At 39.1% G+C, this 19,494-nt stretch carries 22 protein-coding genes; 9 read left to right on the forward strand and 13 right to left on the reverse strand.

All coding sequences use genetic code 11. The annotated features are described in order from the left end of the window. Positions 1-63 precede the first annotated feature (63 nt). Complete coding sequence (locus MTP24_RS17500; RefSeq protein WP_138739527.1) at positions 64-651, reverse strand: TetR/AcrR family transcriptional regulator; 588 nt, start codon at positions 649-651, stop codon at positions 64-66. 111 nt (positions 652-762) lie between these two features. On the opposite strand from MTP24_RS17500, the gene MTP24_RS17505 reads away from it, so the two are divergent. After that, a complete protein-coding gene (locus MTP24_RS17505; protein ID WP_006794430.1) occupies positions 763-1,305 on the forward strand; it encodes a carboxymuconolactone decarboxylase family protein in 543 nt (180 codons plus the stop codon). A 63-nt stretch (positions 1,306-1,368) separates the two neighbouring features. On the opposite strand, the gene MTP24_RS17510 is transcribed toward MTP24_RS17505, so the two are convergent. Then, positions 1,369-1,899 (reverse strand): hypothetical protein, encoded by a 531-nt coding sequence (locus MTP24_RS17510; RefSeq protein ID WP_006794431.1) that lies wholly within the window; start codon positions 1,897-1,899, stop codon positions 1,369-1,371. A 52-nt stretch (positions 1,900-1,951) separates the two neighbouring features. On the opposite strand from MTP24_RS17510, the gene MTP24_RS17515 reads away from it, so the two are divergent. After that, positions 1,952-2,338: a DUF1294 domain-containing protein gene (locus MTP24_RS17515; RefSeq protein WP_243533791.1), complete on the forward strand. Its 387-nt coding sequence runs from the start codon at positions 1,952-1,954 to the stop codon at positions 2,336-2,338. A gap of 57 nt (positions 2,339-2,395) precedes the next feature. Here MTP24_RS17515 and MTP24_RS17520 read toward each other — a convergent pair whose 3' ends face one another. The 4 genes from MTP24_RS17520 to soxR form a co-directional block, all read right to left on the reverse strand. After that, positions 2,396-3,355 (reverse strand): rhomboid family intramembrane serine protease, encoded by a 960-nt coding sequence (locus MTP24_RS17520; RefSeq protein ID WP_243533793.1) that lies wholly within the window; start codon positions 3,353-3,355, stop codon positions 2,396-2,398. Beyond that, entirely contained in the window at positions 3,352-3,480 is a 129-nt protein-coding gene (locus MTP24_RS17525) for a zf-TFIIB domain-containing protein (RefSeq protein WP_239104518.1), read from the reverse strand. Before MTP24_RS17525 ends, MTP24_RS17520 begins: the two co-directional genes overlap by 4 nt. Further along, positions 3,470-3,979: a hypothetical protein gene (locus MTP24_RS17530; RefSeq protein ID WP_243533795.1), complete on the reverse strand. Its 510-nt coding sequence runs from the start codon at positions 3,977-3,979 to the stop codon at positions 3,470-3,472. Before MTP24_RS17530 ends, MTP24_RS17525 begins: the two co-directional genes overlap by 11 nt. Positions 3,980-4,229: 250 nt before the next feature. Continuing rightward, positions 4,230-4,691: a redox-sensitive transcriptional activator SoxR gene (gene soxR / locus MTP24_RS17535; protein ID WP_243533797.1), complete on the reverse strand. Its 462-nt coding sequence runs from the start codon at positions 4,689-4,691 to the stop codon at positions 4,230-4,232. 78 nt (positions 4,692-4,769) lie between these two features. On the opposite strand from soxR, the gene MTP24_RS17540 reads away from it, so the two are divergent. The 6 genes from MTP24_RS17540 (at position 4,770) to MTP24_RS17565 (ending at position 9,676) form a co-directional block, all read left to right on the forward strand. Then, complete coding sequence (locus MTP24_RS17540) at positions 4,770-5,243, forward strand: NAD(P)H-dependent oxidoreductase (protein ID WP_243533799.1); 474 nt, start codon at positions 4,770-4,772, stop codon at positions 5,241-5,243. 66 nt (positions 5,244-5,309) lie between these two features. Beyond that, a complete protein-coding gene (locus MTP24_RS17545) occupies positions 5,310-5,819 on the forward strand; it encodes a DsrE family protein (protein WP_138739529.1) in 510 nt (169 codons plus the stop codon). Next, positions 5,819-6,439 carry an SGNH/GDSL hydrolase family protein gene (locus MTP24_RS17550; RefSeq protein ID WP_243533802.1) on the forward strand — a complete coding sequence of 207 codons (621 nt, stop codon included), beginning with the start codon at positions 5,819-5,821 and terminating at the stop codon, positions 6,437-6,439. Before MTP24_RS17545 ends, MTP24_RS17550 begins: the two co-directional genes overlap by 1 nt. Before the next feature lie 130 nt (positions 6,440-6,569). Next, entirely contained in the window at positions 6,570-8,126 is a 1,557-nt protein-coding gene (locus MTP24_RS17555; protein WP_243533804.1) for an EAL domain-containing protein, read from the forward strand. Positions 8,127-8,193: 67 nt separating this feature from the next. Next, complete coding sequence (locus MTP24_RS17560) at positions 8,194-8,712, forward strand: hypothetical protein (protein ID WP_243533806.1); 519 nt, start codon at positions 8,194-8,196, stop codon at positions 8,710-8,712. Positions 8,713-8,986: 274 nt separating this feature from the next. Continuing rightward, positions 8,987-9,676, forward strand: coding sequence for a LuxR C-terminal-related transcriptional regulator (locus MTP24_RS17565; RefSeq protein WP_138739532.1), 690 nt, complete (start codon positions 8,987-8,989; stop codon positions 9,674-9,676). A gap of 80 nt (positions 9,677-9,756) precedes the next feature. Here the strand turns inward: MTP24_RS17565 and MTP24_RS17570 are convergent, their stop codons facing one another. The 4 genes from MTP24_RS17570 to MTP24_RS17585 are packed head-to-tail and all read right to left on the reverse strand — an operon-like array spanning position 9,757 to position 12,886. Continuing rightward, the gene (locus MTP24_RS17570) at positions 9,757-10,530 is read right to left on the reverse strand and encodes a CsgG/HfaB family protein (protein ID WP_006792598.1); all 774 of its coding nucleotides are present in this window, start codon (positions 10,528-10,530) and stop codon (positions 9,757-9,759) included. Continuing rightward, the gene (locus MTP24_RS17575) at positions 10,530-10,955 is read right to left on the reverse strand and encodes a curli assembly protein CsgF (protein ID WP_006792599.1); all 426 of its coding nucleotides are present in this window, start codon (positions 10,953-10,955) and stop codon (positions 10,530-10,532) included. The genes MTP24_RS17570 and MTP24_RS17575 overlap by 1 nt, the downstream gene beginning before the upstream one ends. Continuing rightward, positions 10,945-11,340 carry a curli production assembly/transport protein CsgE gene (locus MTP24_RS17580; RefSeq protein ID WP_006792600.1) on the reverse strand — a complete coding sequence of 132 codons (396 nt, stop codon included), beginning with the start codon at positions 11,338-11,340 and terminating at the stop codon, positions 10,945-10,947. Before MTP24_RS17580 ends, MTP24_RS17575 begins: the two co-directional genes overlap by 11 nt. 43 nt (positions 11,341-11,383) lie before the next feature. Next, entirely contained in the window at positions 11,384-12,886 is a 1,503-nt protein-coding gene (locus tag MTP24_RS17585; RefSeq protein ID WP_243533808.1) for a curlin, read from the reverse strand. Between the two features lie 505 nt (positions 12,887-13,391). On the opposite strand from MTP24_RS17585, the gene MTP24_RS17590 reads away from it, so the two are divergent. Continuing rightward, a complete protein-coding gene (locus MTP24_RS17590; protein ID WP_243533810.1) occupies positions 13,392-15,893 on the forward strand; it encodes a S8 family serine peptidase in 2,502 nt (833 codons plus the stop codon). 86 nt (positions 15,894-15,979) lie between these two features. On the opposite strand, the gene puuE is transcribed toward MTP24_RS17590, so the two are convergent. From puuE to guaD, 3 genes are read right to left on the reverse strand one after another with little or no spacing between them, the layout of a single operon-like run. Further along, positions 15,980-16,912: an allantoinase PuuE gene (gene puuE, locus MTP24_RS17595; protein WP_243533812.1), complete on the reverse strand. Its 933-nt coding sequence runs from the start codon at positions 16,910-16,912 to the stop codon at positions 15,980-15,982. Position 16,913: 1 nt separating this feature from the next. Continuing rightward, a complete protein-coding gene (locus tag MTP24_RS17600; RefSeq protein WP_243533815.1) occupies positions 16,914-18,125 on the reverse strand; it encodes a urate hydroxylase PuuD in 1,212 nt (403 codons plus the stop codon). A gap of 4 nt (positions 18,126-18,129) precedes the next feature. Continuing rightward, a complete protein-coding gene (gene guaD / locus MTP24_RS17605; RefSeq protein WP_243533817.1) occupies positions 18,130-19,494 on the reverse strand; it encodes a guanine deaminase in 1,365 nt (454 codons plus the stop codon).

Below are 19,494 nucleotides of genomic sequence, written 5' to 3' on the forward strand. Positions count from 1 at the left end.
CTAAAAATAAAAAACGGCGGTAATTATATTACCGCCGTTTTTTCATTAATTGAGTTGTTTAGTTTAGAGCGTTTTCATAATTTTAAACATTTGATCGATCATAGGTTGTGCAAGCTCTTCAACACCCGGGCGGTTAAAATAGCCGCGTAGCCCTGTAAATTGCACTTTAAAAAAGCGAGCATAGTCTTTTGGGCTAACCTCGCCTTTTAGCTCTTCACGCGCAATGGCTTGTGCAAATAAATCGCTTAAATAATCTTCAAATTTGTCTGATAAATCAAGGCTTAATGAATACAAACAGCTGTCTTCATCGGCAAACTCACAATTTGCTTTTACTAGCATACAAATAGCGCTCGGGGCATTTTTTTTATCTTTAATGATGACGTTTTCAACAAACGTTTGTAAACCACCAATAATAGTAGGCGAAGCCAATAAACACGTTTTTATTTGATCTTCTATTTGCATGGTGTAATTTTTTAAAGACTCGATATACAACCCTTCCTTTGAGCCAAACGCAGAATAGATACTACCTGGGCGCATATTAATTGCGTCCTGTAGATCGCGGGTCGAAGTGGCATTAAATCCCTTTTCCCAAAATAGCTGACTGGCAAGGCGGACAACAGTCTCGCGCTCAAATTTAACTTTGTTGACCATGCTGTTTCTCAATTAATTTGAACATTTGCTCAATTTTAACTTGAGCGATCGCTCAAAATCAAATAGTATGTGCTTCGACGTTACTTAAACAACTTATTTTTGGAGCTAACAATGGCAGAATTTACTTTATATACAGCAGAAAATGCACCTGAAGAGTCAAAACCTTTATTAGCCGATTCAGTTGCTGCATTTGGCATGTTACCTAATTTACACGCAGTAATGGCTGAAGCACCAACGCTATTAAAAGGTTACCAAGTACTTCACGAATTATTTCAAAACACTTCGTTTAACGCAGAAGAGTTAACAGTGGTATGGCAATCAATTAACGTTGAGCATGACTGTCATTACTGTGTACCAGCACACAGTGCAATTGCAGCGTCAATGAAAGTTGATCAAGGTATTGTTGATGCTTTAGTGAATAAAACACCGCTTGCAGATGCAAAACTCGAAACATTACGTGAAACAACACTGGCTATGACGCGTGAACGTGGCGTAATTAGTGACGAGCAAATTGAAAAGTTTTTTGCAGCAGGTTACGGTCAACAGCAACTACTAGAGATTATTGTAGGTTTATCGCAAAAGGTAATGAGCAACTACACTAACCACCTAGCAAATACGCCAGTGGACGAACCATTTAAAAAATTCGCAAAATAATCGCGTTATAATTAATTAAAAAGGCAGCGAAAGCTGCCTTTTTTGTGCCGTAAGCACCGGGAGCTATTTGAATTTTACGGCTTGATTGCTACGCGTATAAATGCGTGACTCTGGTTTGGTCCATTCACCTTTTTTTAAATAGGAGGTAGACACAACCAATTTCCCATCTTTTAAATCGCTGGTCGACTTCACTTTAGTAATGCCTTCTTTACTACCTGTAACCTCTTCGTAAGCAACAAACTGCGTAGGGCTGAGTACTTTTATAGTGCCTTTTGTATAAAAACCGGCTGTTGTAAAATAATAAAAAACCAATGAGTCTTTTTTGCTATCGTAAAAAATCATCGACTCGCCACCATATTCACCCTCATTAATAGAGTGCTTTGTTCTTATTGCCTTACCATTAAGCGCACGCTCCCATAAGCCTACGTCTTGAACTGGTTTAGTGCCTGGTGCAACATCAAAATCAGCTTGCCACGAGCCTAAATAAGGCTGAAATACACTAAGGTGTTTATCAAGTTTAAGTGGTTGTTCTTTTGCGTGAGTTGTAAAAGCTAAAAAGCACAAAGTAAAAAATAGCACTTTAAAATATGTCATAATTATTCTCTTATTATTTGAATTGATACAGACCAGTATAGGCGATAATTACTTGATAAAGAAAATCTTAATAATTCTATCCTTACTTTTTATATCCATAGTATGGTTTGTACATTTTCAGTGGGGCGTAACTATTTTGGCGCCTACTTATATAACTGCTATTAGTGCCATAACATTTATTATGTATGCGTGGGATAAACACAAAGCTAAGCAGTCGGTAAATAAAAAAGTAACTCGTACAAGCGAGCGAACTCTTCATTTATTAGCACTATGTGGGGGCTGGCCAGGGGCGTTAATTGCTCAGCAATTGTTGCGTCATAAATCACAAAAAAAGCGTTTTATAACGGTACTTTGGGTATGCATTTTATTAAATGTAGTTTTATATTTTTTTGCTTTAGACTTTCGTGGGTATTTGGAAATAGCTAAGGTAAGCCTTTAAAAAAACGACCCCACTGAAAAACAACTAAATCAGTGGGGCGATGGTTGAATAACAACATTAGCGTTTTAACTGTGCTTCGCTTTGGTTAAGTAATCTAATAATAGGGTTTTGTTCTAATATTTTATTTTTTAAAAAATAGCCAATCAATAACCCGGCAACAAAGCCCCCAATATGTGCGCCATAATCAATGCCATCAGGGCCGCTTAACGCACCAGATATATTTATAATCAACCAAATTGCAAAAAACCAAGCAGCTGACAGTTTTTTCTGGTAGATAATAATCATAAAAGTGAGGCTGGCATGCCTAAACCACATTAAGTACATACCAAATAAGCCCGCAATTGCACCACTTGCACCTACACTAGGTATTGCTGATGTTGGGCTAACAAGGTAACTAGAGAGAGAAGCTATTAGCCCACACACTAAATACCAGATTAAAAAGCGCTTGTGCCCTAAAACATCTTCTAAGTTGTCACCTACCACATATAAAAAATACATATTCCCTAGCAAATGCATTATTGAGCCATGCAAAAACATACAAGTGAGTAGTGTCCATACTTCATTGCCTTCACTTATATCTGACGGTGTCATGGCAAAAAACTCAATGGCGAAGCCAAATGCTTCACTATTGAAAAAGTATAAAGCAAAAATTAATGTGTTGAGTGCTACTAAACTGAAAGTGACCCATGCTTTTCGCTGAGGTTTTATATTATATTCAACAGGCATTTGAGTTAAAAATTGAAAAAAATACGTTTTCCAGCTTGTTCTTTGATTTAGCTCGTTTAGAGTAGCTTTTAATTCTGGACTTTTTTTAACGCTTTCAAGCTCATCTTTATCAATCCAGGTACCATCACAATGCCTACAAATATCAATTTCGGTATGAAAATCTTCTAGAAGATGAAAACGTTCCAAGCTTTTATTGCAATCAGGACAGCCAAGTTCTGAAATACCTAATGAATCACCAAAGCTGGTTTCAAATTTCTCACCGACAGGACCATCGTTGATTTCGTCAATCATGCGATTAACTTCATTTTTTCAAACCAAAGGCCACCACATTCAAGGCAGATGTCTATTTCTTCACCTTGGTAGTTTGTAGCTTCTAAAGCGTGTGTTTTACAATGTGGGCAGTGTTTAGTTGGCATTTTTTAGCTCCTTTAGCGATCCAACAGAAATATCATTTTGTTTTAATTCCATTTTTAACTGTTCCGCATTTTGTTTTAATGCGGGTAAAGTTTCATCTTTTATTAAATGAGTAATTTTTTTTAGTTCAATTGCGGCTTGTTTAGCTGACATTTTCCTTGATATTGCTGCATTGATTACAAAGTCTGCTCTAGAATAAAACCGACGAATTTTAGTTAAAAACTCACTGGGTGTTTCAAGTGTAGTACGTGAAAACTGCATTGTTTTCCATATGTACTTATCTAAAGTAGGTTTAAAAAATTCCATTTCAGATTTTGGTGGGCTTTTTGCTAAGCGCTCTGCATATTCCGTAACGGCATTTACGTTATCGTTAACTTCATCAAATAAAGAAGTACGTAGATAATAGTTATCTTCCATTTTACTAAAAGAATCAAATTTTAAAGCTTGTTCTAAACCACTTTGAGCGGCTAAATACACGCCAAATATGGTAGAGATAACCATAAAAAGTTGATTTAACCAAAAGCCTGTGCTCTTTAGCTCTTGTTATCAACTGTTTTAAGTGCTTGAGCTAGTTTTTGAGTGGCCGCAGGGTTTTTGGGCTCACTTTGAGATGACGGAGTTGTGGGGTTCACTGCAAAATCCTTTTTTTACTTCCTTTGAAGCGAAATATATTAATGAATGAATATTTAATAATCAATGATTTATTAAATATTCATGTCACTAGTTTTTTTCACTAATCACATTGCTTGATTTAACCACTTTTTAACAATACTGCTCCACTTTGCTCACTCCCTAAATGATCGTCTTTATTATAAATAGGGCAGCTTTTAAGTGATAAACACCCACAGCCAATACATCCATCTACGCGGTCGCGTATGCGTTGCATATACGCTATGCGTTCATCTAATTGAGCTTGCCAGCGTTTTGAAAGCGCAGACCAATCTTTTTTAGTGGGCGTGCGGTTATCGGGGAGTGAGGCAAGTTTTTGTTTTATATCGTCTAGCGAAATGCCCATGGCTTGTGCTGCTTTTATAACGGCCACTCGGCGAAGTACGTCGGGTTTGTAGCGGCGTTGATTGCCGCTGTTTCGCCAGCTTTTTATTAAATGTTTAGTTTCGTAAAAGTGTAATGTAGACACTTTTACACCACTTCTTTTTGCTACGTAACCTACTGTTAAAGTGGCGTCGATCAGCTTTTTTTGCTCAGCAGACATTAATTTTATTCCATGTATTGACCTCAATATAACTTGAGGTTTTGAGCTCCCTTCAACATTAAAAAAGGAGCTGGAAAAATGCAACAAAAACTTAGTTGTAACACCGTTATTATTTATTCATCGGCACGAAAAAATGGTAACACAGCCGCACATGTTAAAAGTTTTGCTGAGCAAAATGAGCTGCATGTTGTGTGTTTAGATGAATTTAAAATACCGCCTTACAGTTACAGTAAAAAATATACTGATGATGAATTTTTCTCGCTTTTTGAATCACTTTTAAATTACGACCATTGGGTATTTGCTTCGCCAGTGTATTGGTATAGCACCACAACACAAATGAAAACATTCATAGACAGAATTACCGATTACATGGATGACGAACATTTAAAACCAAAGTTGCGTTTACTGCGCAGTAAAGATTTTTCGTTGCTGTCTAATGCGTCGTCGAGTGAGGCGCCAGATGCTTTTGTTGCGATGTTTAAAAACACATTTAGTTATTTAGGCATGCGTTTTTTAACGCATCACCATAAAAGTTCGCACACTTTATCGTGAATAACTGCCTTTTGTACAAAGCATCTGGTACTTTATTTATACACTAAAAAAGCCAAAGGATTGTTTATGAAATATTTACTATTACTTTTGTTGTTAAGCCCATTATCTTTCGCTAATGAGCAACCTATTAACGGTTTTGGTTATTACTATAAAGTACCAGAGCATGCAGCGATTAATGATTCGACTCAATTTAAAATAGCGTTTGATGTGGCCGATGGCGCTAAAAAAGGCGAGCAAAATAATGCGATGAACTCACTTGCCCGCTTTATAAATATGCATGTTGCACATGGCATTAAACCAGAGAACATTAAGTTAGCATTAGTTGTACATGGTGGTGCAAGTGTAGATGTGCTATCGAACGATGAATATAAAAAACGCTTTAACGTTGATAATAAAAACGCGAGCTTAATAAAACAATTATTGGCAAATAACACGCAGGTATTTGTTTGCGGGCAGTCGGCTACTCACTTTAAAGTAACGCCTAAACAGCTTATACAAGGCGTTACCATGTCTTTATCTGCTATGACCGCGCATGCTCAACTTCAGCAGCAAGGTTACACTTTGAATCCATTTTAATGAAAAAATCTATTTTATGTTTTGGTGACTCAAATACGTGGGGGTTAAACCCCGCAACGGGAAAGCGTTTTGAGGAAAAAGTAAGGTGGCCGTCGGTATTAGCAGAAAGGCTAGGTGACCAATTTGCTATTATAGAAGCAGGGCAGCCTAATCGAACGCTTGTGAATAATCCACCATTTAATGGGGACTTATCGGGGGTAAGTTATTTAAAACCATTTTTAGAAGCGCACTCTTTGACTGCTATAGTGATAGCCCTTGGTACTAACGATTTAAAAAAGCGCTTTAAATTAACGCCTGAGCAAATAGGGAATAGCTTAGCAAATTTAATAGACGGTATTGAAGGGTTTTACGAGGGTTATAAACAACCTAAGCTCATAATATTGAGCCCACCCTATGTTAGTTGTGTAGGGCAATATAAACATGTTTACGAGGGCGCACCGAGTAAAAACCTAGCTTTGAGTAAAGAGTTTGAAAATGTAGCGTGTATTAAAAATGCCAACTTTTATGATTTACAAAAAATCGTTTCTGTTTCACCCATTGATGGGGTACATATAGAAGCCAATAGCCATGCTAAAATAGCGGGTTTAGTGTGTAATTTAATAAATGAAGTTGATGCTTAATGAACGCTAACGCTTAAATTATAAGTACGCTATTTACTATGAATATTGTGAGCTTATTTGCATTTAAGGCTGATTATGCAATGATGGAAAACACACTGATAGTGAATGCTTTATAGGCAATAAGGACATAATGAAAAAATATCAACAAAAGTCATTAATTGCAGTTTTAACCGGTGTTTTGGTTTTTGTGGTAGGTAGCCTAGTTTTACTGTATTTTGCGGGGCAAAAATTAGCGGCTGCAATACATAAAGATGCAAAGCAAATTGTTAACCACATAGACGCAGCTGTAAGCGAGCGACGCCAAATTCTTTTTCCTTTAAATGCATTAAACTTCTCTGAGTGTAGCAACGAAAACCTGCTTGAAATGCGGCGTGCACTTTTTGATGCCAAGTATGTTGTAGATATAGGCTTTTTTAAAAATAATCAGCTTGTTTGTACCACAGGTTCGGGTGTACTAAAAAACCCAATAAACGATAGAACCCCCGACTATATTCGTAACAATCTTGAAAGTAAAAACGACAATAACATCAGAGTTCGGTTTGAGCCAAACTTAAGAATTTTACTTTTTGAAGAGCGAATAATGCAGGTCGTGATTGTAAGGCAGGGTAACTATAATTTAATTATGGATACTGCAGCCATTAGTCGCAGTAATATTGCAGCACCGTACTGGGAAATAACGTATAAAACGGGTTCTGAGTCATTTCATTTGGCAGGTAAAAGTGGCTTGAGTAAAGAGCTTGTAAGCCACAAACAAATACCATTTGAAACCGCACTTATGTGCAGCAATAAAAATAAAGGATATTGCGTTGCGGTTAGAACGCCTTGGAGTGAGTTTTTCGCTGACAATCAATTTTTGCTGATTATTTCTCTTATTTTAACCTGCCTAACGGGTGTGTCGAGCGCGCTAATAGTGGATTATCAAATTGCCGCTCGTCGCTCTACTAATAATAGAGTGCGTAAAGGCTTAACAAAGGGCTCATTTTATTGGACTTACCAACCTATTATTTGTTTGCACACAGGTAAAGTAATTGGTTGTGAGGTGCTAGCTCGCTTTGAAGACAAATACGGGCCACTTTACCCCGATGAGTTTATTCCGGTGATACGAAAAAATAATTTAACGTGGTCGTTTACTCAAGCAATGGTAGCGAAAGTACTTAAAGAGCTTACAGAGTTGGACGATTTACCAACGGGTTTTAAGGTGTCTATTAATATATTTCCTTGCGATGTAGAGCTTGGAAATGTATCGCTGTTGACACAAGAACCTGCACTTATTAATTCACGCTTTATTATTTGCCTAGAAATAACCGAAGACGAGTACCTCGATACTAGCATTGCACATGCTCATTTTAGAACGCTGGTTGATTCTGGATTTAATTTGTCGCTGGATGATTTTGGTACTGGCTATTCTAATTTAAGAAATTTACAAAATTTAAGTTTCCACCAGTTAAAAATAGACCGAACTTTTGTACAAGATATAGCCACGCAAGGTTTAAAGGCGTCTATGATCCCTAATATAATGGAGTTAGTGCGTAAGTTTAATTACACCTGTGTAGCTGAAGGAATAGAAACAACTGAACAAGAAGCTATGTTAAAAAGCGCGGGTGTACATTATGGGCAAGGTTGGAAATACGGCCGGCCAATGAAGGTCGAAAAATTTAAACGGTATATAGCACAGCAAACGCTTTAAAAAAGATCGACGATCTTTTTTAAAGCGTATAAGCAGTTAAATTTATTATAAAAACAGGCTAATTAGAATGATTAGATCAATATTTACAATGCTTTTGTTACTCTTAATAACTGGCTGCGCATCGCAATACCCTAATCAGCAAGTTGTCGGAAAGCAATTTCCAACGATTACTGGCGAAAGCTTAGAGAAGAAAGAATTTGTTATTCCGAGTGATTTTAACACTGAAAAAACCTTGCTGCTTATAGGCTATAAACAAGATAGCCAGTTTGATATTGATCGCTGGTTAATCGGTTTAGATATGGTAGGTGTAACACTCCCTACCTATGAGTTACCTACTATTGCCGGCATGGCACCGCGAATGTTTAGCACGTTTATTGATAATGGTATGCGCAAAGGGATTCCTAAAGAGTTATGGGGTGGTGTTATTACTATTTATAAAGACGGTGAAGCGGTGCAAAAGTTTACTGGTAACCAAAGTCCTAACAATTCGCGCGTTATTCTTATAGATAGCACAGGGAAAATATTATATTTTTACGACCGTGGTTTCTCTGTTGATGCGCTCAATAAATTAAAGGCAAAAATATAACGTTTTAAAGTGTGGTCGTTATTTATGGAAAATTTAAATAACGGCTCAGTATAATTTTTCAGTACTGAGTATTGAGATAAAGCTAATAGGTAATGCTCAACAGATCAGAGCAGTATAATATATGAGGTATAGTATAAATTAATTTTTAAGCTATTGTTATTTATATGTATTAATTTTTTCGCTGCTTTTTTCTCTTTATTCTTAATACTAAAATCGCATTGTAAACCTCGGGTATTTTAGTTAATCTAGTATCAAAGTTTCAAGGATGAAATCTATGCTAAAACCGCACACCGTATTTGTTAAAACCACCTTTCAATCTTCTTTTCACTGTGAAAGTTACACAATTATATTAAAAACTATGCAGGCTATTTTTGGTGATATAAAAATGGATGATGCATTGCCTAAACCTGACGCGCGCGACAAGTTTGATTTATATTTAATTGATGGTGCTAAAAATAACTGGCTTGATTTATTACCTGCTGATTTACTTTGTTTAGCAAAAAAGCATAAGGTTGTTTTATTTAATGTTGAGCAAGAAGCTGTTTGCGAAAAAAACTTACTATTAAATCATGTTAATGGTGTTTTTTATAAATCGGATGCGCCAGAAGTTATTTTTAAGGGGTTAGTTAGGGTCACATCCGATGAACTGTGGTTTACCCGAAAAGTAATTTCTAAAGCATTTAGTGATATTTTATTAGTTGCTTCTTCTTTTAACTCTTTAAAAGACGATATTACTTTAAAGCAAGACGATTATGCTCACCTGACCAAACGCGAAAAGTCGGTTATTCATTTAATTGCTCAAGGCGCGAGTAATAATACGATCGCGGATAAACTTAATATAAGTGATCACACCGTAAAAACGCATTTGTATAGTGCCTTCAAAAAAACAAATTCACGAAATAGAATAGAGCTTGCAAACTGGGCCCAGCGTTATGTAGCGGTATTATTACCTATGAGTAAGTAGCTTATAGCGGCTAAATAACAACATAAACCACATAAAAAAGGCTACGTAATGTAGCCTTTTTAGTTTTTTTAAATAAAATATTAAGCTGCTTTTTGAGCCCATAAGCCTTTATCAATGCCCTTTGTAACCAGGTCGGTCAGTGCTTTTTCTATTGCTTGAGTAACGCATATACTCATGGGTTCGTTGTCGCTAAAGCCACCTTCGGCTTCGGCAAGGCGCTTGTAGCTTACATATCTAAAAAAGCCTGCTCTCATTTCTTGGCTTAGTACTTTTTTGCTGGTGGCAACGCTCAATAGCACTTGGCCTGTTCGTACGTCTACGGCGCGTAAATATATTGAAATAGCATCTTCTCTATAAAGCTCAGAGGCGCCAATACCAAAGTACTCCATCCCTAAACCACCGGTTTTTACGTTGGTATCGTAGCTAATAATACCGCCTTCTAAAATTATTTTAGCGGTGGTTAATGGAGGAAGTTCAACACTGTTTGGGTTTTCTGATTGGGCTGCCCGAATAATTTTTCTTTCCGTTAATATATTTTGCAGACCTTCTCGTTCAACAGGTGTAAACCAGTCTGATTCATGAAGCGCTTGTACTAAAATAGAATTAGCGCCTTGTGTTACGGCAGTAGAAAAAGAGCTTACATTTGTTTGGGGTTTGTATTGACCTGTTTGATCTCTAAATGAGTAAACTGAAACCGGTATACTGCCTGCTGGCTTTGGTAAGTTTTTTAGATCGCTGAATATTTCTGTTGGCTCAAGGCTCATTGCATTTTGTTGTGACGGTGGAATTAATTTGCCTAACGTTGAGCAACCGCTTAGCAGTAATAGTATTGCTATTGTTATTATTTTTTTCATTATCCAAACCTCGGTACTTCAATAATCACGACGGTGTCATCAATAATATTTGTTATTTTGACTGTAATGGTATCAGCGGTGCTGGTGATGACTTCAATTTGATAATCGCCACTCATAAAAATTGAGTCTTGGTCAAAAATACTGTCTTCTATATCTTCCCCAAAGGCCATGTCTGTTATTTCACGTACCATACGGTTTAAATAAGTACGCTCAAGTGAGTCCTGAAATTGTTCAGCGTAGCCTTTTTCGATTGAAGGCGCTTTATGTTTATTTTGGGCTTGTGCTTTGCTCAATAGCATATTGGCATTAAGTGGGTTGCCGCCAAAACTTGGGTTTATTGGGGTATAAACCATTTCAGTTGCTGATGCGCAAAAGGATAATGTTGTTATTATTGTAAATATTATTTTTTTCATTTTACCATCCATTTAAAGCCATATCTTTAGAAGATGTAGCCATGTTTGAGCGAGCCATTGCATCAATAACCGTATAGACCGCTTGTTCAACGCGTGCATCTAATGGCTCTAATCTGCGTCCTAAATAGGTTGCATATATAGTTTGATTGTTCATCACTAAGGTAAGCTTTGTTCCAGCTTTGGGTATTACTGTTTCTTTGATTTCAATGTTAAAACCAGCCGTTGAAGGCAAGTCTCGCCAGTAATTTGAAAATTCATAGTAAAATTGATGACCAAATCGGCTAATGCTTCTATCAAGTAACAGCCCATCAATTTCAAGTTCATCTGCAGCAACACCTGGAGGGGCCAAATACAAAGCGAGTAATAGCAGGAGAGTGATTTTTTTATTTATTTTCATAGTTTAAAATAGGGGAGTTGAAGCTCCCCTTTATTGTTATTAATTACATTTGTGTAATTGTGGCTGTATTACCGTCGCCAATTTGAGTAACCGTTACAGTACTATTAACACCAATAACACCACCCTCAACAATGTTGTCATTGCCAAGTTGAGTTACATTGAATGTAACGTTTTCACCACCTACTAAAAACGGTGATTGCTCAGTACCAACAACCCAGTTATTTTCACCTTCTTGAGAAATATCTATGCTGTGGCCACTGCCTTCAACCATCATATCGATAAGGTTAAAGTCGCCATTTTGCGCAATATCAATTTGGTTAAAGTTACTATCAAGAATACCTGCAAGTGTAACCATGGTTTCATTTTGCAAGCCATCTTGTGTAATTTCGATGTCGTTTTCATTAGATGTAAGCGAAACGTCAGGGTAAGATGATTCAACAACGGCGATGTTTTCTTCACCAAGTTGGGTAAGGTTTACATCATTTCCTAGGCCATTAAAGTTTACTAAATGAGCTGAGTTAACATCGCCAAATTGGCTAATTGTAAATTCATTATCTGAGCCTAATACGCCCATGTATGCTTCATTTTCGCTACCATTTTGAATGGCTGTAAGCTCGTTGTCGTTACCAATTAACTCAGCAGTTGTTGTATTAAAGTCACCATTTTGCATCGCCATTACTTCGTTGTTTTCGCCTTCAAATAAAGCTGAATCAACATTATTAGCCAAGCCTTCTTGGTCTATACCTACTTCGTTATCGCTACCTACAATAGCTGTGAAATTAACGGTGTTGTCAGCACCTTCTTGCTCAACACCAAACTCATTATTGTCACCGTAAAGATCTGTAAGTGTTACAGCATTTTGGTCGCCAACTTGCTCAATATCTAACTCGTTATCGTTACCTTGTAGCGAGGTCACTCTGAACGTATTATAAAAGCCGTCTTGCTCTACCATTACTGCATTATCGTCGCCTGTAGCGCTTGTAATTACAGCTTCATGCCATTCACCAGTTTGTAATGCGCTTAGCTCATTGCCACTGCCTTGCATGTCCATGTTGTAAAACCAATGACCACCTGTACCTTGTTCAATATCAACAGTGTTGTCATCACCCACAATAGAGTTGATTGCTTCATTGTTAAAAAATAAACCTTCGCCCTCTTGTGAAACATAAAGCTGATTATTGTTGCCGGTGACTGTAGTTAAAGCACCATTGTACAAACCGTCCTGAGAGTATATTTGTACGTTGTTATCGCCAACGGTGGTTACTTCTACAAAGTTACCTGTTTGGAATTGCGATACCTCGGTCGTGTTGTCATTACCAATGGTGGTAACCTGCATTGCATTGCCATCACCATCTTGCAGCAGTAATGCTGTGTTACCTACTTGGGTTTGCGCAAGTACCATTGAATTGCTCGTGCTTTGCACAGACACTTTTGTGCTTAAATCAGATACTGAGCCAGATTTAGTTGCTGTATCTGCAAAGGAAGAGAAGCTTGTGCCCATTGCAATTGCCACTGCACAGCTTAAAAGTGATTTATTTAACTTCATTATTTTCTCCTTGAAATAAAAATACCGAATGCTCTACGTTATTTTGTTTATATAGAGTATTCGCGTTTCCAGCATGCCGTGCCGGTATAAAGTTGTGATCTAAATGTTATTCAATGTTGTGTTGCGTTTTTTAAGTGCACATTCACTGTATTCTTGAATTGTTAATTCTTAAATCATCTTTTTTTACCAATTTTTTTATTGTTTTAATACAATTGGTTATGGTGCTTATATTTTTATTTTTACTGTTTTATTAAAAAACCAGTAAAAATTGTTGATCTATTTAAGTGTCCGATTATAAGAATTTGGCTCATAAAAAAGACTGCTTTTAGTGTTTTTTTAGTTGCGCTACTGGTCAAAAGTGTTGATTTTTTATTGTTTCCAATTTAAAGACTTGAGTAATTTTTGATTTGTTAGTTTGCTGGGTACATGCCATGTGATCTTTCTTATTCAATGTTGTCAGTAAACTTGCTTAAATTTTTAAGCTTAATCAACTATGGATAGAACAATGAAAACAAAATTATCTATTATTACACTAGCGCTTGTTCCTTGTTTAGCTGCTGCGCAACTACCAGAAACAAGTATTAAGCAATCAGTAACTGCAAGCAGTGATTCGCTTATTGTTAAATACAAAAAAAATGTGTCAGCTAAAATGCGTAAGCAAGCTCGGTCGTTAGTAAGAGCCAAAATCTCTGACATGAACAGCGATGAGGTTGATGATAACTATAAGTCTTTACTTTCAGGCCGCTTAGCTAAATTTAAAGTAACGGGTATGAGTACTAAAGAGGCAATAAAACGTCTTAAAACTCATCAGGCTATTGAATATGTTGAACCAGACTACCGTGTAAGCATTGCCACTACGCCAAATGATCCGCGTTTTGGTGACCTGTGGGGTTTAAATAACGAGGGTCAAACCGGTGGTGTAGCTGACGCCGATATTGATGCACCTGAAGCATGGTCAATTTCTACGGGTAGTAGAGATGTGGTTGTTGGTGTAATTGATACCGGTGTTGATTATAGTCACCCCGATCTTTTAGCAAATGCTTGGGTTAACCCTGGTGAGATAGCTGGCGATGGAATTGATAACGACGGTAACGGTTATGTTGATGATGTTCATGGCATCAATGCAATTACTAACTCAGGCGACCCGATGGACGACCAAGGGCATGGTACGCATGTTTCAGGAACCATTGGTGCAAGTGGCAACAATAACGAAGGCATTGTGGGTGTAAATCATGATGTATCTATCGCTGGTTGTAAATTTTTAGATGCTTCAGGTAGTGGTTCAACGTCTGATGCTATTAAATGTATTGACTACATGGTTGGTCTTAAAAACTCAGGTGTTAACCTTCGCGTACTAAATAATAGTTGGGGTGGAGGCGGTTATAGCCAAGCTTTAGCCGATGCAATAACGGCCAGTGAAGACGCAGACATTTTATTCGTAGCAGCAGCAGGGAATGACGCAGTAGATAACGATGTAAACCCGCACTACCCATCTAACTACGAAAACGACAGCGTGCTATCAATTGCAAGTACAGATAGCAGTGATAATATGTCTGGTTTTTCGCAGTGGGGTCTAGAAAGTGTTGATATGGGCGCGCCGGGTAGCGCTATTCTTTCAACTATTCCAGGTGGCGGTTACGCTACTTATTCTGGCACTTCAATGGCAACACCACATGTTGCAGGTGTGGCTGCTCTTGTTCTTTCAGTAAACCCAGATTTAACAACAGTAGAGTTAAAAGAGCTGCTAATGAGCAGCGGCGATGCCAATACTGCTTTAACGGGTAAAACTGTTGCAGGTACGCGTTTAAATGCAAACCAGGCATTATTAGATGCTGACCCTACACCTGGCTTTAAATTATCGGTTACTCCAACAACTCAGCAAGCAACTGTTGGTGACACGGTTACCTACACGTTTGAGATTGGTTCGATTGCGCAGTGGGATGGCGATGTAGCGCTTTCGCTTAGTTCTAGTCTAGAGGGGGCTTCACTTAGTGCTTCTACGGCACGCCCAGGTGATGAGGTTGTTTTAACTGTAAATACGTTTGATGACACGCCTTGGGGTAATTATGATTTTATGGTTGAGGCAAGTACAGATCAGCAGTTAAAAACACAAACTGTGTCATTAATGCTACAGCCTGCAGGCTTAAACGATTTTACATATAGCAGTGATGAAAACGTATCTATTCCAGATAACGATCCACAAGGTGCAAGCTCTGTAATTACCGTTGCTGATGATTTAACTCTTTTTGGCACTTCCGCCGATGTAAACATTACTCACACGTGGTCTGGTGACTTGGTACTGACGCTAACATCAGCTCAAGGTTCTGAAGTTACGTTACAAAGTAACCAAGGTGGCAGTGACGACGATATTGTTAAAACATTTACATCAAGCGCATTTAACGGCGAAGTTGCAACAGGTGATTGGACGTTACACGTTGTAGATACAGCGGGAGCTGATGTTGGTAACATCAATGGTTGGTCTCTTACATTTAGTGCGATTGGAGAAGTTACTCCACAGCCACCACAAGCGAGCTTTGACACTGAAATAGAAGGCTTAACGGCCATGTTTACAGATTCAAGCACTGATGCTAATAACGATATTACACAGTGGAGCTGGAACTTTGGTGATGGTGCAACATCGTCTGATGAAAACCCAACTCATGTGTATGCCGGCTCTGGCAGCTACAACGTTGAACTAACCGTAACAGACAGCGAAGGTAATACGAATACGTATATGCAAACGGTTGTTGTTAGTGATGTAGATATTGAGCTTACATTAAAACGCGCTAATAAATCACGCTTGGGTACTATGCGTGTAGATCTTAGCTGGGGCACAGTAGGAGCTGAATCGATGAACGTTTACCGTAATGGTGAGCTAATTGATACTACGTCGGATAACGGCCGCTACCGTGATTACGAGCGTGGTGCTTCACTTTCCAGCTACGATTACCAATTATGTGTTTCTGATAACGTATGTTCTAACATCGTCACAGTAACATTTAATTAAGTAACACCCCCTTAGAGTAACAAAAGCCCAGCTAAGCTGGGCTTTTTATGTTTTACAATGCCATTATTTTAGAAGCGCCGTCATAATTATAATTGTTTGTATGGATGGGTTTTAAGCCAATGCTCCGCAATTTGCTCGCGCGTGGCAAACCAAACTTGTTCATGCGAGCGGGCATATTTTAAAAACCGTGCGAGGGCTTTAATGCGCCCAGGGCGGCCAATTAAGCGGCAATGCAGCCCTATCGACATCATTTTTGGGGCGTTTTCACCTTGTGGGTCGCCTTCTTCATAAAGCGTATCGAATGCATCTTTTAAATAATTATAAAACTGATCTCCGGCATTAAAGCCTTGCACAGCAGCAAAGCGCATGTCGTTTACATCAAGTGTGTAGGGCACTATTAACTGTGGTTTACCTTCTTTAATGCTGTAAAAGGGTAAGTCGTCGCTGTAGTCATCGGCATCATATAAAAACGAGCCATTTTCTACTACTAGGGCAGCAGTATTTGGGCTTGTGCGTCCGGTGTACCAGCCTTTAGGCTTTTTACCGGTAAGTGCTTGAATGATCTCAATGGCTTTTTGCATGTGCTCGCGCTCGGTTTGCTTATCTATATGTTGATAGTTGATCCAGCGCAGACCATGGCTTGCAATTTCGTGTCCTGCCTCAACAAACGCTTTAGCTACATCGGGATGGCGCTCAAGGGCCATTGCGACTGCAAAAATGGTGACCGGTATATCGTATTTTTTAAAGAGTTTAAGTAAGCGCCACACGCCTGCGCGCGAGCCATATTCGTAAATAGACTCCATGCTTATGTGGCGGTCTTCTACATGCGGAGCACTGACTATTTCAGACAAAAATGTTTCGGCCGCTGCATCACCGTGTAATACACAGTTTTCGCCGCCTTCTTCGTAATTTAATACCACTTGTACCGCTATGCGGGCTTTATTGGGCCAATTTGCATGGGGCACCTGTGAGCCATAACCAATTAAATCGCGCGGGTAGTGTTTAAATTGCTCGCTCATGTTATTGCTCCTTTTTAAGCGCTGTGAGCCAAGAGCCTAGCGTTTCGCGCTCTGCATCAGTCATTTTGGTCATATTTGCCAATGGCATGTCTTTGGTTATAACGGCGCGGGTATGAATAAGCGTGCTGGCTTTTTTTACATCATTGATAGAGTCGAGCTTAAAGCCAAGGGGCGCTGTTTGAAAAAGCTCAGATGTAGGTGTTTCACTGTGGCACTGTGTACAGTGCTTGCTGATTATATCCCACACTTGAGTGTCGGTAATGCTCGCTTGTAAAGGTGCGTTTTCGTCTGCATTTGTTGGGCTGCTAGGCCATGGAGCGATAGTAAGCATTAAGGCAAAAAAGGCGGCAATACCACTTATAAGTACCGAGGGTTTATTAACGCCTTGATGCTTTAAGTTAAAGTAATGGCGTATCCACATGCCAATGCCAAATAGCGCAATTAATATAAGCCAGCCAAAGCTGTGGCTGTAGGTATATGGAAAGTGGTTGCTCAGCATAATAAATACCACAGGTAACGTGGCGTAGTTATTATGAATAGAGCACAGCTTTGCTTTTAAACCCGGTGCTGAATCAGGAATGCGGCCAGCTTCTACTTCGCTTACCATGTAGCGTTGCCCTGGCATAATAATGTGGTACACATTGCCAACCATACACGTACCAATAAGCGCGCCTACATGAATATACACAGCGCGGTCACTGAATAGCTGATCGACTCCGTAAGTCCAAAGGGCCAATATACCAATAACCACAGCAATAAACGCTTTGCCGTTTTCAACGAGCGGGGTTTTGCACAACAAACGATAAACACCATAACCTAAGCCAATAAAGCCAAGCGATGCGCCAATAGCAGCCAATTTACTGAGCTCACTTTTACTGTTATCGATTAGGTAAACATCGGCGCCAACATAATAAAGTAGGCTAAATAATAAAATACCCGTGATCCACGTTGTGTAGGCTTCCCATTTAAACCAGTGCAGGGTGTGTGGCATTTGTTCAGGGCCATTTTGATACTTAGCCACTTCGTAAAAGCCACCGCCGTGCACGGCCCATAAATCGCCTTTTATACCTTTGTCTTGTTTCCACTGGGGTGGTGTTTGTAAGTTGTTATCAAGCCATGCAAAATAAAACGATGCCCCAATCCAGGCTATGCCCGCAATTACATGAAAATAACGCAATACTAAGTGAGCAAGCTCAAATAAATAATTTTCCATTAGGTTAAGCCTCTTCTAATTGCGGTGAGCGGGTGGCTGTAAATTGTTTTTTATCATCGCGCTTATACACGCTTTTACCCATGATGTAGGTTTGTTCAATGCAGCGGTCGTCGCCTAGCATCATCATGGCAAAGAGTTGCTCGTGCAGGGTTTTTGCATGGCCAATTCTGAATTTTAAAAACGAGGTGGCGGCGTAATCCATTACAATAAAGTCAGCCTCGCAACCTATTGCAAAATTACCTATGGTGCCCTCTAAATCAAGGGCTCGCGCACCGCCGAGAGTCGCTAAGTATAGGCCCTTAAAAGCTGAGAATTTTTGACCTTGAAGCTGCTGAATTTTGTACGCTTCGTTGCCTGTTTGCAGCATCGAAAAACTTGTTCCTGCGCCCACATCAGTTCCCATGCCTACATTAATACCGTGCTCTTCACAGGCCTTTAAGTTTAATAAGCCAGAGCCTAAAAATAAGTTAGAGGTAGGGCAGTGAGAAATAGCCGCGTTGTTATCTGCAAGGCAGCAAAGCTCGCGCTCAGATAAGTGGATACTATGAGCGAATACCGAACGTTTACGCACCATTTTAGCTTGCTCGTAAACACTTAAGTAGTCATCAGCTTCTGGGAATAACCCTTTTACCCATTCACACTCGTCTTTGTTTTCAGATAAGTGCGTATGCAGGTAAGTGTCGGGGTATTCTTCTAATAGCTGAGTACATTTTTGTAGTTGCTCAGGGGTAGATGTAGGTGCAAAACGTGGCGTTACCGCATAGCTCAACCTATCAACGTTGTGCCATTTTTTTATGAGTGCTTTTGATTGTTCGTAACTGGTTTGTGCGCAATCGGATAAATCGTCAGGGCAATTACGGTCCATCATTACCTTACCGGCAATCATGCGTAAATTACGTTTTTGAGATTCGTTAAAAAACGCATCAACCGATTGTGGGTGTACCGTACCAAACACTAGCGCGGTGGTGGTGCCATTACGTAGTAGCTCATCTAAAAAGCGATTTGAGACTTCACTTGAGTAAACTTCACTGGCAAACTTTTTTTCGGTTGGGAAGGCATATTCTGTAAGCCAGCTTAAAAGCTGCTCGCCATACGCGCCGACCATTTCGGTTTGTGGTAAATGTATGTGCGTGTCTATCATGCCGGGCATAACCAATTTGCCATCGTGGCGAATAATAGTGGCTGATTTATCTAAGCTTGGCAGTATGTCTTGCTCGTAACCAAGGTTAACCACTTTACCGTTTTGAATAACTAATGCGCCTTTTTCAAAATAGCGGTGGGCGTTGTCGCCTACTATGGCGGGGTCGTCAACAAAATCGAGTATGTTGGCACAAATTACGGTTAGTTTATTATTGTTTTGCGTGCTCAT

It is taken from the genome of Pseudoalteromonas sp. APM04 (genome assembly GCF_022809815.1).
Taxonomy (GTDB): Bacteria; Pseudomonadota; Gammaproteobacteria; order Enterobacterales; family Alteromonadaceae; genus Pseudoalteromonas; species Pseudoalteromonas marina.